Here is a 13,610-nt window from a genome sequence, read left to right as displayed (position 1 = left end):
ACCGTGGCCGCGGCTCACGCCGTGGCGGCGATCGCGCGACGAGCCGCCGCGATCGTCGCTTCGAGTCCGTAGCCGTGCTTGTCTCGCAGCTGCTCGTCCTCGCCGAAGCCGGCGTAGACCTGCGGGATGCCGAGCCGTTCGAAGGCCTTGAGGCGGATGCCGCGGTCGGCGACGACGTCCGCGATACGCGTCGCCAGGCCGCCGTAGGCGAGGTGGTCCTCGAGCACCACGAACCGGCCGTCGGTCTCTTCGGCGCAGCGGACGATGAGGTCCTCGTCGATCGGCTTGAGGGTGAACATGTCGACGACCCGCACCGCCCGCCCGTCTTCAGCGAGGGCGTCGGCCGCGTCCAGCGCCTGGGCGACCGTCGTGCCATGCGTGAAGATGGTCACGTCCTCACCGGGGCGCGCGACGATGCCCTTGCCGATGCGCACATCGTGCTCACCGGGCTCATAGAGCACCTTGTCCTTCTTACCCACGGCCAGGCGGATGTAGATCGGCCCCGGCATGGTCATCGACTGCCGGATGATCTCGCCCACCATCAGCGGGTCGCCGATCGACGTCACCGTCATGTTGGTGAGCGCGCACATGAGGGCGAGGTCCTCGACCGCGTAGTGGGTCGATCCGCCGTTGCCGACGAGTCCGCCGTGGGTGCCGATGATCTTGACCGGCAGGTTCGGGTAGCAGACGTCGGTGCGCACCTGCTCGAGCGCCCGCATGCTCAGGAACGGCAGCATCCCCGACACCACCGGGATGTTCCCGTCGTAGGCGAGCCCCGCGGCGATGCCGACGCACACCTGTTCGGCGAGGCCGACATCCAGGAAGCGATCGGGAAACCGGTCGCGGAACTCGACGAGCGTCGCACCGATGTCGGGCGTGAGCACCCATAGGTTCTCGTGCTCCTCGCCGAGCTCGGCGAGCGTCGTGCCGATGACGGATCGGGCCGAGAGCATCTCTCCGAACGTGAATGTGACGGGCATCAGACGGTCTCCTTCTGACGGGATGCCTCGAGCGCCGCCATCGCGCGCTCGAGGTCTGCGGCACCCAGCGAACCGGCATGCCACGCGAGGTTGTGCTCCATGAAGTCGACGCCCTTGCCCTTGACGGTGTCGCAGATGACGACGGTGGGACGGTCGCTGTCGGTGTCGGGGAGGGCATCGATCGCTGCGACGAGCTGCGACATGTCGTGGCCGTCGATCTCGACGACGTTCCAGCCGAATGCTCGCCACTTGTCGGGGTAGGGCTCGAAGACGACCCGCTCCTCGGCGAAGCTCGTCATCAGCTGCCGATTGCGGTCGATGAAGGCGACGAGGTTGCCGAGTCGGTTGCTGCGGGCGGCCATCGCCGCCTCCCAGACCGAGCCTTCCCCGGTCTCACCGTCGCCGAGCAGGCACACGACGCGGTGGTCGTCGCCGCGGTGGCGAGCGCTCAGCGCCATGCCGACCGCGAGGGGCAGCCCGTGGCCCAGCGAGCCGGTCGAGCACTCGACGCCGGGCAGCTGCACCTTGCACGGGTGCATGCCGTAGGCGCTGTCGAGCTGGCCGTATGTCTCGACGATCCCTTCGTAGGAGAAGAACCCGCGGATGGCCATCGCGATGTACATGCACACCGCGGCGTGCCCTTTGCTGAGGACGAATCGATCGCGCTCAGGATTGGCGATGTCGTCGGGGTCCACGCGCAGTCCGTAGCCGAACAGCGCCGTGAAGATGTCGGCTGCCGACAGGTCGCCGCCGATGTGGACCGCTCCCTCGTAAGTGCCGCACAGCTGCAGGAGCTTCGCGCGCAACTCGAACGCGAGTTCCTCCAGCTCCTCGACGCTGTGCCGCTCGCCGGTGTGCAGGGTCTGCGTACTCACCGCATGCCTCCTCATTGAATGACACGGATGCCTCATCCGACGCTTCCGCGCGTCGGATTCGACCAGTTCCCCTCCGCCGGAGCGGAAGGCTGCGAGTGAACGTAGCACGGTCTGCTTTACATGTAAACAGGAATGGACGTAAACTTGTTGACAAGTGATGCGCACGGGTTGCGCGCACGGACTCGGCTCACAGAGAGGTGCAGAACGATGTCGAACATCGCGACAGAAGTGCGAACGGGCTTGTTCATCGGCGGGGAGGAGCGGTTCACGACGGGCGTGCTTCGCGTCGCCGATCCGGGCAAGAAGGGTGTGATCGTCGGAGAGGCCGCCGCCGCGTCGGCGGAGGACGTCGCCGATGCGGTCGCCGCAGCCAAGGCGGCCTATCCGGCCTGGTCGGCGCTCGCACCACAACAGCGCGCAGCGCAGATGGCCCAGGCCATCGCCGAGATCGCCGCCGACCGGGACGAGGACGCCGCGATCCTCTCGCGGGAGAACGGCAAGGTGCGCATGGAGGCGTGGGTCGACGCTCTCGTCTTCGAACTGCGCTGGAACCTCGCCCTGATGCTCGCCGACGAGGTCGACGACTCCAAGACCCTGCCGGTGGTGCCGGGCGCGATCCCGGTGTCGACCGAGGTCTCGTACCAATCCCTCGGGGTCGTCACGATCATCGTGCCGTTCAACTGGCCGATCGCGATCCTGGCGGCGTCCCTCCCCCACGCCCTTCTGGCGGGCAACACCGTCATCGTCAAGGCCCCGCCCTCGGCACCGCTCGCCACCGCCCGACTCACCCAGCGAGTGGCCGAGAAGCTTCCTGCGGGCGTGCTGAACGTCATCACCGGTGAAGATCAGCACATGGCCGGCCTCATCCAGAACCCCGATGTGGCCAAGGTGTGCTTCACCGGGTCGGTGAACGGCGGCAAGCGGATGATGGAGATGGCGTCGAAGACGCTCACCCGCGTGACTCTCGAGCTCGGAGGCAACGACGCCGCGGTCCTCCTCGAGGACGCGATCCTCGACGACGCTCACCTGGACCGGCTGTTCGCCGCCGTCTACGACACGACCGGTCAGATCTGCATGAACGCCAAGCGGCTGTACGTGCACCGTTCCCGGGTCGATGACGTGGTCGCGGGGCTGTCGGCCCGGCTGAAGCGGACCGTGCTCGGCTACGGCCTCGATGAAGGCACGACGATGGGACCACTGCATTCGCCGGTCCAGAAGGCCTTCGTGCAGGACCTCATCCAGGAGGCGAAGGATGCCGGAGCCGATGTCCGCGAGTTCGGCGAGCTCCCGGGCGGAGAGCTCGCGGAGGGGAACTTCGTTCGGCCGGCGATCGTCATCGACCCCGACCCGCAGTTGCGGGTCGTCACGCAGGAGCAGTTCGGCCCCGTCATCCCGATCCTCCCGTTCGACACCGAAGATGAAGCCGTCAGCGCCGCCAACGACACCTGGGCGGGGCTGGGCGGCTCGGTGTGGACGGCGTCGCCGGCCGCGGCACAGCGCGTCGGCTCGCAGCTGGTGTGCGGCTACGTCTGGGTCAATGACCACGGGGCGACGCGGTGCGACCTGCGGGCTCCTTTCGGTGGCATGAAGCAGTCCGGCATGGGGCGCGAGCAGGGCATCGAAGGCATCAGGGCGTTCCAGGACACCCGTTCCATCGCGACCATCGATCCCGAGGCGCTCGCCGCCATGGCGCACTGACCCCGTTCGCACGCAGGCAGGCAGGATCCGGCCGAGGCTCTCGGCCGGATCCTGCCGTGTCTGAGACACTCGTCACACGAAGGAGACGCCATGGCCACCGATGACACCCCGGTTGCGGCCCGGGCCGACGATGACCTCGTCACGGAACCGCTCGGAGACACCATCGACCCCGAGAACTTCACACCCCGGCTGCTCGCGCTTCTGTCGAATGCCCTGGTCTGGCGGGAATCCCACGAACTGCGACGGCAGTTCCGCCTCGGCACGAACGACTGGCGGGTGATCTCGGCACTCGCGATCCGGCCGGGGGCTTCGGCCACCGAGGTCTCGGAGTTCATCGGGGTGAACAAGGCCGTGGTCTCGAAGAGCGTCTACACCCTCACGGCGCGGGCCCTCATCACGCTCGTCGACGGTCCTCGCGGCTCACGTCCGATGTTCCTCACGAGTGCCGGCGCGCGCATGCATGACGCGATGCTGCCGATCTCGATGAGCGGTCAGGACATCATCCTCGACGAGCTGACACCCGAGCAGATCGCTGAACTGAACGCGCTCCTTCGCCGGATGATCGACCGCATACGCGTGGCACAGGACTCGGACGAGGATGCGGCTGCGGAGTCGGTCGCCGAACCCGCCCGCTGACAACCCCGCGAGAAGGTGGGCTACTTCGCGCCGGCCTGGCCGAAGTTGCGCATCGCCATGCCGCCGCCGTCGACCGAGAGGATCTGGCCCGACACCCAGCGCGCCTGATCGGTCGAGAGGAAGAGGGCGGCGGACGCGATGTCCCAGTTGTTTCCCTCGACACCCATGGCGACGTTCTGCCGTCGGATCTCGCGCTGCTCCTGTGTCATGCCCTTGGCCGCGAAAGCGCCCCAGATCATGCCGACGCGCACGCAATTGACGCGGATGCCGCGAGGCGCGAGGGTCGTGGCGGCGCCGGTGGTCAGCTTCTCGAGCGCGGTCTTGGCGATGCTGTAGGGCAGGCCCGGCCCGCGGCCCTCGGCCGCACCGGACGAGATCAGCACCGCCGCGCCGCCCGAGGTCATGTGCTTCTGCGCGTGACGCAGCAGGTACCACGCCGACTTCAGGTTGACCTCCATTGCGAGATCCCACGCGTCGACCGACGTCTCGAAGATGCCCTCGACACCGCCACCCCCGATGGAGTCGGCGACCACGTCGATGCGCCCGAAGCGCTCGATCACCGCCGCGACCGTGCGGGCGACATCGTCGTCGTCGATCATGTTCACCACGAAGACCTCGGCCTCTCCGCCGGCCTCGCGGATGCCGTCGACCGTGCGCTGCGCGGCGGCCTCATCGCGATCGAGCACCGCGACCGCGGCCCCGTTGCGGTGGTACAGCCACGCCATCGCGAACCCCACGCCGCCCTCGGGCCCGCTCAGTCCGCCTCCGGCCACGACCGCGACCTTGCCGGTCAGCCAGGGCGGTCCAGCGGTCGCCAGCGCGTCGGTGACGGGGAACTCCCACATGGTCGGGTCAGTGCTCATCGAATGGACTCCTTCGTGCTCGGGTCCACTCTGGCCGACGGGATGAGGCATCCGTCCTGCCGATTTCGCCCCGCGGAAGGCGGCGGTTCAGCGCGGCGTGAAGGCGCGGCCGGACCACTCGCCGAACACGCGGAACACCATCGACATCGCGGCGTTCGGGGATCCCGCGACGATGATCGGCAGGTTGACCGGCCGCGAGTCCGCGAACACAGGATGGAAATGGTCCGGCTCGAAAGGCCCTTCGGGCAGGCGGCTGAGGCCCTTGCCCACCGCGGCGAGCTCGCGCTCGGTCTTGCCGCAGTTCGCCACGAGCCAGTCGCGCACATCCCGCTTCGACATCCCCGCCTCGGCGAAGATGCGGGCATGATCCGGATTCATCACGATTCCGACCGAGGAATGCCGGAAGATCCACGACCCCGAGCGCTGAATCGTGTCGGCGAAGTCGCGCAGCACTTCGACCGGATCGGTGAAGTGCCGGTTGTCGACGAACTCGCACGTGCGCACGAGCATCACGCTCACGGCGCTCTCGCCTGCCGTGAGGCCGCCGTCGACCGAGAACGGCTCCCACGGGCTGTTCTCCTCGTCTTCGGCGATGCCCATCGTCCACCGGCCGGGAAGACCCTGCGTCGCCTGTTCGAACCCGTGGGGACGGATGCCGAATCCGTTGCGCACCGTCAGTCCGATCGCGCGCGGGATCGTGGCGTTGGCACGGAAGCCCGGGCCGAGCACGCCGGCGGTCGCATTGAAGCCGAGGTCGGACCGGACAGGCCCATTGACCACGACCAGCGGCGCCGGTCCGCTCGTGCTCTGCCAGCCGCCGCCCCGCGCCGCGCGGTCGGCCGAGAGGGCATCCCATGCCGCGAGAACCACGGGCAGGTGCTCGGGCAGGCATCCGGCCATGACGGCGTGCACGGCGACGTCGCGCACGGTCGCCGCGCGATCGAGCCCGGCGTGCCGTGCGACGACCTCGTCCGGGTCGCGGTCCGTCTGCGCGAGGAAGCGGTCGATGGATACTTGAGTGGCGGGCAGGATCGGCAGCCCGTCCGACCAGTCGCGGCCGTAGAGGTACTCGGCGACGGCCTCGGCGACCTGGGGGTCGAGGAGCTCCTGCGCCGCTGCGGTCACGCGACGGCCTCGCGCCGCAGCGTGACGCGCTGCACCGCCGCGTCCAGGAGTTCCCCGGCGCGAACATCGATCTCGGGTCGCGAGAGGTTGGCGACCGGGTGCGCGGTGAGCACGAAGGGGTAGTCCGGGTCGCCCTTGATGTCGGCCATCGCGCGGGACGTCGCCTCGAACGCGTCGGTGCAGATGACCGCGGTCGGCACGCCGGCGGCCTCGAGCGCGATCCCGTCGGCCACGGCCGCCGCGCTGCAGGACCCGCAGTCCCCCACTCCGATCACGACGACGTCGCAGTTGGCGCGCAGGTCGTCGAGGAGCTCGTCCGACAGCGGCAGGGCGAACTGCTTCTTCGTGCGGCGCACCAGCGAGGCGGCACCGTGCTGCTCGACCAGGCCCCGGCCGAGCGCGTCGAGGATGACGGCGGCGTTGCGCTTGGTGTTCTCGAGCAGCCCGACACGCAGCCCGTCCAGACCCGACGGGCGGGGCGCGCGATGCGCACGACCGGCGCGACGGCTCGGCGCGCTGCTGATGGTGGGATCGATGATGGTCATGGTCATCGCGACCTCCTGCGTCTTGTGGTGGCTCACCACTCTGCGACGTCTTCCCGCCCGCGGTCGCCCCCTGCTTCCGCGCGACGGAAGACGGTTCAGGCCTGCGCGACGTGGCGCCGGTGGAACTCCTGCGCGCCGGGCGAGAGCGGGGCCGGGCGGTCGAGCAGGGCGTGCGACGCCCGCGCGGCGGCGCCGCGCACCAGTCCGGCGTAGTCCTCGGGCTGGTGCCGTCCGAGCAGGCACACGAGCCCGACCGCCGCACACACCTCGCCGTCGGGGCCGAAGACCGGCGCGGCCACGGATCCCGCGCGGGTCGTGAGCAGGCCGCGCGTGATGGCGTACCGCTGCCGGCGGATGTCGTCGAGCACGGCGCGCAGGCGCTCGGGCTCGACGATCGTCTGCGGCGTGTAGCGGCACAGCGGCCGGCTGAGGTACTCGTCGACGACGTCGTCGGGCGCGAAGGCGAGGAGTGTCAGTCCCGTGCCGCCGACGTGCATCGGCAGCCGTCCGCCGATGCGGTTCTCTCCGGTGTAGTTGGCGTGCGGCCGCAGCGCCTCGAGGTAGATCAGCTCGCTGCCGTCGCGCACCGCGAGGTGGACCGTCATGTTGGTGCGGCGATGCAGGTCGGTGAGGAACGGCAGCGTCTTCTCACGCAGTCGCAGTCCCTCGGTCGAAGACGAGGCGAGCTCGAGGATCTTGGGCCCGAGGCGGTACCTTCCCCGCTCGTCGACCTCGAGCCCCTCCCACGCGAGCACTTCGTGCACCAGGCGGTGGGTCGTCGACAACGAGAGCCCCGCCTGCCGGCTGATCTCTGACAGCGTGAGCCGTCCGTCGCCCTTCGCGAAGGCTCCGAGCAGTGCCAGCACCCGGCCCGCCGCGGTCAGCTTGTGCTCGCCGTCCACCGTCTGCATCGACATCCCGACTCCTCCCGCCGCTCGCACGGGTCCGCGGTGCGCAGCCCCGCATCACCGTGCCCCGAGGTTAGAACGGCGCGCCGGGCCGGATCCACGAGTCTTTCGCTGACCGGAAGGACGGATGCCGGCCGCACGGTGCACGAAGGCACCGCACGGCCGGCATCCGGATTCGCCTCCCTACTTGAGGGTCATCGTGGTCCAGGGCACCGTGTTGGTGGTGGACACGGCGTCGAGCTGCCCCTCCCAGCGCTTGCTGCTCACGGTGGGGAACGACCCGTAGTACCAGCTGAGGGGCGCGTAGAACATCAGCTCGCCCGCCCGCTGCTGCAGGTCCTTCAGGTGCTCACCGCGCTGCGCGCGGTCGGTCGTGCCCAGTGCGCCGTCGGCGGCCGCCTGGATCTGCTCGTCGCAGATCTGCGACGGGTTGGATGCCGCGGCCCGGTTCGGGTTGCAGGCGTACCAGCGCACGATGCCCGTGCTGGGGTCTGCGCCGACCGTCGAGCGCAGGAACGACAGATCGAACTCGCTGGTGGTGTACACCTTCTCGGTGAAGACGCTCGCCGACGTGCCGACGAGGTTCAGGCCGATGCCCACCTCCTCGAGCTGCGACTTCGCCATCTCGGCGGTCGCCGCGACCTCCGACAGCTCCGAGATGTAGCGCACGTCGAGCGTGAACCGCAGCCCGTCGCCGCCTCGTGGGAACCCGGCTTCGTCGAGGGCCTCGTTGATCGCGTCGATGTCACGCGGGAAGTCCCGCTCGAAGTCGACGTCGGTGTTGAGCGCCCACTCCAGCGACGGCGGGAAGAAGCCCGTCGTGGGTTCGCCGAGTCCCGAGAGCGCCACGTCGGTGATGGCCTCGCGATCGAGTGCCGCGAACACCGCGGCCCGCACCGTCGGGTCGGTCAGCTCGGGGCTGAGCCCGTTCATCATGACAGTGATCGCCTGCGCGAAGAAGCCCTCGGTCATCAGCTCGAGGTCGGGATCCTGCTCCACGCGCTTCTGCTGCGACGGGTCGAGCTCGGCGCGGTCGACCTCGCCGGCGAAGAGCGCCGACGCCCGGCTGTTCGGGTCGGTCATCACCGGGTACACGGCTCGGTCGACCTGCACCTCGCCCTCCCAGTAGTCCGGGTTCTTGACCAGCACCACCTGCTGACCCGACTCGTACGAGTCGAACACCATGGGGCCGGTGCCGATCGGCTCCATGTTGGCCTCGTTGGTGACGTAGTCGGTGCCCTCGTAGATGTGCTTCGGGATCATGAACTGCTGCGCCAGCGTCTCGAGCACCGGCCCGAACACCTCCGTGAAGCGCACCACGGCGGTGGTCTCGTCGACGACCTCGACGCCCGCGATGCGTGCGGCCAGCGCGGCGCCGAACGTCTGCAGCTCTACGATCTCTTCGAGGTTGAACTTGACGTCCTCGGCGGTGAACGGCTCGCCGTCATGCCACGTCACCCCGTCACGCAGATGCAGCGTCAGTTCGAGGCCGTCCTCCGAGAGCTCCCACTCCTCCGCGAGGCCGGGGCTCAGTTCACCGGCGTCGTCGATGCGGATGAGCGTGTCGAAGATCTGCGCGCTGAACATCGACGCGGCCGCGCCGCTGACCAACTGGGCGTTGAGGCCCATCGGATCGTCGCCGATCGCCTGCACGTAGACCTTCTCCTCGCCGGCGGCGTCGGCGTTGCCGCCGGTGCATCCCGACATGACCAGTGCCGCCGCGGCGAGCGCCCCGACGATCCCGATCGTCCTCCTTGCGTACCTGTTCTTCACGGTCGTCCGCCTCTCTGCGTCTGTCGTTTGTTCGGGTGGGATGCCGCGCGACCGGGTTCAGGTGAGAACCGGCGCGGCGGCGAGCAGCTCACGGGTGTACGGATGCTGCGGCGCGGCGAAGATCGCCGCTTTGGTGTTGTGCTCGACGATCTCGCCGTCCTTCATGACGTAGACCTCGTCGGCGACCTTGCGCACGACGGGGAGGTCGTGGGTGATGAAGACGTAGCCGACGCCGAGCCGGTCCTGCAGGTCGCGCATGACCTTGAGCACGCCGGCCTTCACCGAAGCGTCCAAGGCCGACACCGCCTCGTCGGCGACGATGATGCGGGGGTTGAGCGCGATCGCGCGGGCGATGAGCACCCGCTGGCGCTGACCGCCCGAGAGCTCGTGCGGGTAGCGGTCGAGGAAGCGCCCCGGGGGTGTCATGCCGACCTGCTCGAGCACCTCGGCGACCCGGTCGCGGACCGCCGCGCGTCCCCGCGCCATGCCGTGCAGACGGATGACTTCACCCACGGTCTCGTCGACCCGCTTGCGCGGATTGAGCGAGCCGGCCGGATCCTGCAGCACTGCCTGCACCTGCCGCCGATAGGCGAACGCCTCGCGGCGATCCATGCCGGCGACGGCCGCGCCGTCGAGCTCGACGGTTCCGCTGGTCGGCGCGAGCAGGTTGAGCAGCAGCCGGCCCAGGGTGCTCTTGCCGCTGCCGCTCTCACCCACGATCGCGATGAACCGTCCGGGTTCGGCGCGGAGCGTGGCATCCTTCACCGCCACCGTCTCGCCGCCCCCTCGGCGGGCCCGGAAGACCTTCGAGACGTTCTTGGCCTCAAGAAGCATGGGCCACCTCCGCGGTGAGCTCGCGCCGCAGCGCGGGTGGGATGGAGTACAGCTCGACGCCGTCGTCGGTCAGACTCCGGACGCTCCGCAGCAGAGCTTGGGTGTACGGATGCCGGGGCTCGTGCAGCACCTCGGACGTGGGGCCGTCCTCGACGACGCAGCCGTCGTACATCACGTAGATGCGGTCGGTCATGCCGGCCACCACGGCGAGATCGTGCGAGATGAGCACGAGTGACGCACCGGCTCCTGACACAGCCTGATCGAGCGTGTCGAGCACGCGCTTCTGCACCGTGGCGTCCAGGGCAGTGGTGGGCTCATCGGCGATGATCAGGTCGGGGCGCTTGGCCAGTGCGATCGCGATGAGCACGCGCTGGCGCATGCCGCCGCTGAGCTCGTGCGGGAACCGGGCGGCGACGTCCTCGACGCGGTCCAGTCCGGCCGCGGCGAGGAGCCCGTGCACGTCGCCCGCGATATCGGCCCGTTCGTCGTCGTCGCGAACCCGCACGGCCTCGGCGACCTGCCGGCCGATCTTCATCGTCGGGTTGAGGAACGTGAGCGGGTCCTGGAACACCATGCCCACGGTGCGCCGGCGCACCTCGTCCCATGCGCTGCGGGGAGCCCCGACCATCTCGCTGCCGCGCACGCGGATCGAGCCGCTCACCTTCACACGGGGTGATGTGGGCAGCAGGCCCGCGATCGCACGCCCGGTCACCGACTTGCCCGAGCCGGACTCGCCCACGATCCCGACTCGCTCGCCGTCGCGGACGACGAGGTCCACGCGGGTCACGGCCTCGACCTCGCTGCGCGGTCCCGTCGGCAGCCGAACGTGGAGCCCGGTCACCTCGAGCAGCGCGTTGGGCTCGGGCGTGGGAACCGTCGCGGTCATTTGACTCTCCCCGCCGTCGGGTTGAAGGAATCGTTCATGCCGTCGCCGAGCATGTTGACTGCCAGCACGGTCAAGAAGATGAGGGCACCGGGGAACACCGCCAGCCACCAGGCCGATTGCATGTAGGACTGCGCGGAGTTCAGCAGCGCGCCCCAGCTCGGGCGGTTGGTATCGCCGATGCCGAGATACGCCAGGCCCGACTCGATGAGGATCGCGCGACCGACCGTCATGCTCGTCGCCACCAGCACGGGCGGCATCGCGTTGGGGATGACATCCGACCAGATGATCCGCGCGCCGCTGAATCCGGCGGCCTTGGCCGACTCGACGTAGCCGAGCTGCGAGATGCGCATCGCCTCGGCGCGCACGATGCGTCCGACACCCGGCCACATCGTGATGGCCAGGATCGACACGATGATGAGCATGTTCGAGCCCAGCAGCGCGGCCGCCACCAGCGCGAGCACCAGCCCCGGCAGCACCTGGAAGAACTCGGCGATCTTGACCAGGCCGGTGTCGATGGCGCCGCCGTAGTAACCCGCGAGCCCGCCGACCAGCAGCCCGAACGTCATGCAGAGGAAGGCGACGCTGAAGCCCACCAGCAGGGATACCTGGCCGCCGTAGACGACACGGGCGAGGTAGTCGCGGCCCAGCTGATCCGTGCCCAGCGGATACTCCAGGCTCGGCGGCGCGAGCACGGGGTGCGCCGTCGAGACCGGGTCGCCCACGAAGAACGGCCCGACGAACGACACGAGTGCGATGACCACGAGCAGCGGGCCGAAGAAGAGCGTCGACGGCTTGCGGAAGAAGACCCGCCACGGCGACGCCTGGCTGCGCCGGCCCGCGATGGCGACGGGCTCGGTGGCCGGGATGTCGATGCGCGCCTCGAGGTCGGGCAGTTCGACGCTGTCGACGGGAGCGCTGCCGATGCTGTCGCGGTCGATGCTGTTCTGCGTCGTCATGCGGGCGCTCCTGCCTTCCGGGTGAACCTCGCTCGCAGACGCGGATCGACGAGTCCGTACACGATGTCGGTGAGGAAGTTGACGATGATGATGGTCACGGTCAGCACGATCGCCACACCCAGCACGACCATGTTGTTCTGCGAGTTGATGGCGTCGACGAACAGCAGCCCCATGCCCGGCCAGCCGAAGACGCTCTCGACCAGCGTCGAGCCGGCGAAGATGAAGCCGAGGCTGTAGCCCGCGACGGTGACCATCGGCAGCAGCGCGTTGGGCAGCGCGTGTCCCCACAGCACTCGCCGCGGATTGAGCCCCTTCGAGCGCGCGGTGTCGATGAAGTCCTGTCCGAGCGACTCGATCATCGACGAGCGCATGATGCGCGTCTTGTAGGCGAGCTCGCTCGTGGCCATCGTGATCACCGGCAGCACCAGGTACGGCAGCGCGATGCCCGATTCTCCGTACGGCGCCTTGCCCTGAGTCGGGAACCATCCCAGGGTCAGCGAGAAGACCATGATGAGGAGCATCCCGAACCAGAAGCTCGGCACCGAGAAGAGCCCGACCGCGACGCCCGAGATGCCGGCGTCGAGCCAGCGACGGCGGGTGCGGGCGGCGATCGAGCCCAGGATGATGCCACCGACGGTGGACAGGATGAACGCCGGCACCGCGAGCGCGAGCGTGTTGCCGGCCCGGCTCAGGATGAGGTCCAGCACGGGTTCGTTGTTCGTGCCGAACGAGTACCCCAGGTTGCCTGTGAGCACGTTCGCGATGTACGCGAAGTAGCGCTGCCACGCGGGCAGATCGAGTCCATAGGCCGCCGTGATCTGCGCGCGGAACTCGGGCGAGATCGGCACATCTCCCACGAGCGACTGCACCGGGTCGCCGGGCGCGAGCTCGAGCAGGAAGAACAGCACGGTGATCACGACGAGGAAGAGGATGACCGACGACAGCAGTAGCCGGCCGAGGTGAAGGAGGTAGGACTTCACAGGCGTTCTCCGCTCTCGACATCGTCGTCACGGTGACCTCTGCTGCGACGTCACCGCCGCGTTCCGGTGGGATCCCGGCCCGCGTCGAGCAACCATCCCCACCCGGGACGCACCGCTCAACCCGCGCTTCCATGCTGTGGAAGCCCGGCGATCCGCCGGTTCTTTTGATCGGAATTCCCTCTTGTCATTACCTATGGCCATAGGTAATGTGCCTGTTGGAAGCGCAGAGCCGCACTCCCCTGTCAGCCGGAAGGATCCGCACGTGGCGCACATCGCACCCGCAATGAACAAGGCCGCAGCCGTCGATTTGGTCGAGGGCTTCTCGTTGGAGATGACGGGGAAGGATGTCCCGGGTCTGCACGAAGCGGCATCCGTCATCCCGCAGGGGACGAAGATCAATGTGACGTTCCTGGGCAACGAGGACCTCGAGATGCGGGTCACGGCGTCCAAAGCCGTGAAGGATCTCGGGTTCATCCCGGTGCCGCACATCTCGGCGCGCCGGCTGGCGTCGCAGGACCAGCTGGAGGAGTTCCTCGGCCGCCTGCAGGAGG

Annotated in this window: 13 protein-coding genes and 1 pseudogene; 3 read left to right on the top strand and 11 right to left on the bottom strand. The window is 68.8% G+C overall.

Annotated elements, in window-relative coordinates:
- Window positions 1–14 precede the first annotated feature (14 nt).
- Window positions 15–980, bottom strand: a complete 966-nt coding sequence (locus ACLKM7_RS16985; protein ID WP_436448454.1) for a transketolase family protein — start codon at window positions 978–980, stop codon at window positions 15–17.
- Window positions 980–1,855 carry a transketolase gene (locus tag ACLKM7_RS16980; RefSeq protein WP_436448452.1) on the bottom strand — a complete coding sequence of 292 codons (876 nt, stop codon included), beginning with the start codon at window positions 1,853–1,855 and terminating at the stop codon, window positions 980–982. Before ACLKM7_RS16980 ends, ACLKM7_RS16985 begins: the two co-directional genes overlap by 1 nt.
- Window positions 1,856–2,062: 207 nt before the next feature.
- Here ACLKM7_RS16980 and ACLKM7_RS16975 point away from each other — a divergent pair, with 207 nt between their 5' ends.
- Entirely contained in the window at window positions 2,063–3,553 is a 1,491-nt protein-coding gene (locus ACLKM7_RS16975; RefSeq protein WP_436448450.1) for an aldehyde dehydrogenase family protein, read from the top strand.
- Window positions 3,554–3,643: 90 nt separating this feature from the next.
- Complete coding sequence (locus ACLKM7_RS16970) at window positions 3,644–4,189, top strand: MarR family winged helix-turn-helix transcriptional regulator (protein ID WP_436448448.1); 546 nt, start codon at window positions 3,644–3,646, stop codon at window positions 4,187–4,189.
- Window positions 4,190–4,209: 20 nt separating this feature from the next.
- Here the strand turns inward: ACLKM7_RS16970 and ACLKM7_RS16965 are convergent, their stop codons facing one another.
- From ACLKM7_RS16965 to ACLKM7_RS16925, 9 genes are all read right to left on the bottom strand, one after another.
- A complete protein-coding gene (locus ACLKM7_RS16965; RefSeq protein WP_436448446.1) occupies window positions 4,210–5,052 on the bottom strand; it encodes an SDR family NAD(P)-dependent oxidoreductase in 843 nt (280 codons plus the stop codon).
- An 87-nt stretch (window positions 5,053–5,139) separates the two neighbouring features.
- On the bottom strand, window positions 5,140–6,177 hold the full coding sequence (locus tag ACLKM7_RS16960; RefSeq protein WP_436448444.1) for a hypothetical protein: 1,038 nt from the start codon (window positions 6,175–6,177) through the stop codon (window positions 5,140–5,142).
- A complete protein-coding gene (locus tag ACLKM7_RS16955; RefSeq protein WP_436448442.1) occupies window positions 6,174–6,728 on the bottom strand; it encodes a UGSC family (seleno)protein in 555 nt (184 codons plus the stop codon). Before ACLKM7_RS16955 ends, ACLKM7_RS16960 begins: the two co-directional genes overlap by 4 nt.
- Before the next feature lie 89 nt (window positions 6,729–6,817).
- On the bottom strand, window positions 6,818–7,639 hold the full coding sequence (locus ACLKM7_RS16950) for an IclR family transcriptional regulator (RefSeq protein WP_436448440.1): 822 nt from the start codon (window positions 7,637–7,639) through the stop codon (window positions 6,818–6,820).
- A 174-nt stretch (window positions 7,640–7,813) separates the two neighbouring features.
- The gene (locus ACLKM7_RS16945) at window positions 7,814–9,403 is read right to left on the bottom strand and encodes an ABC transporter substrate-binding protein (RefSeq protein WP_436448438.1); all 1,590 of its coding nucleotides are present in this window, start codon (window positions 9,401–9,403) and stop codon (window positions 7,814–7,816) included.
- A 57-nt stretch (window positions 9,404–9,460) separates the two neighbouring features.
- Window positions 9,461–10,237, bottom strand: a complete 777-nt coding sequence (locus ACLKM7_RS16940; protein WP_436448436.1) for an ABC transporter ATP-binding protein — start codon at window positions 10,235–10,237, stop codon at window positions 9,461–9,463.
- Complete coding sequence (locus ACLKM7_RS16935) at window positions 10,227–11,123, bottom strand: ABC transporter ATP-binding protein (protein WP_436448434.1); 897 nt, start codon at window positions 11,121–11,123, stop codon at window positions 10,227–10,229. The genes ACLKM7_RS16940 and ACLKM7_RS16935 overlap by 11 nt, the downstream gene beginning before the upstream one ends.
- On the bottom strand, window positions 11,120–12,079 hold the full coding sequence (locus ACLKM7_RS16930) for an ABC transporter permease (protein ID WP_436448432.1): 960 nt from the start codon (window positions 12,077–12,079) through the stop codon (window positions 11,120–11,122). The genes ACLKM7_RS16935 and ACLKM7_RS16930 overlap by 4 nt, the downstream gene beginning before the upstream one ends.
- Window positions 12,076–13,059 (bottom strand): ABC transporter permease, encoded by a 984-nt coding sequence (locus tag ACLKM7_RS16925; RefSeq protein ID WP_436448430.1) that lies wholly within the window; start codon window positions 13,057–13,059, stop codon window positions 12,076–12,078. The genes ACLKM7_RS16930 and ACLKM7_RS16925 overlap by 4 nt, the downstream gene beginning before the upstream one ends.
- 283 nt (window positions 13,060–13,342) lie before the next feature.
- Here ACLKM7_RS16925 and ACLKM7_RS16920 point away from each other — a divergent pair.
- Window positions 13,343–13,610: pseudogene (locus tag ACLKM7_RS16920) on the top strand (methylenetetrahydrofolate reductase); the annotation flags it as partial.

It is taken from the genome of Microbacterium sp. I2 (assembly GCF_051364985.1).
Classification (GTDB): Bacteria; Actinomycetota; Actinomycetes; order Actinomycetales; family Microbacteriaceae; genus Microbacterium.
This window is presented reverse-complemented; position numbering and strand designations above follow the sequence as displayed.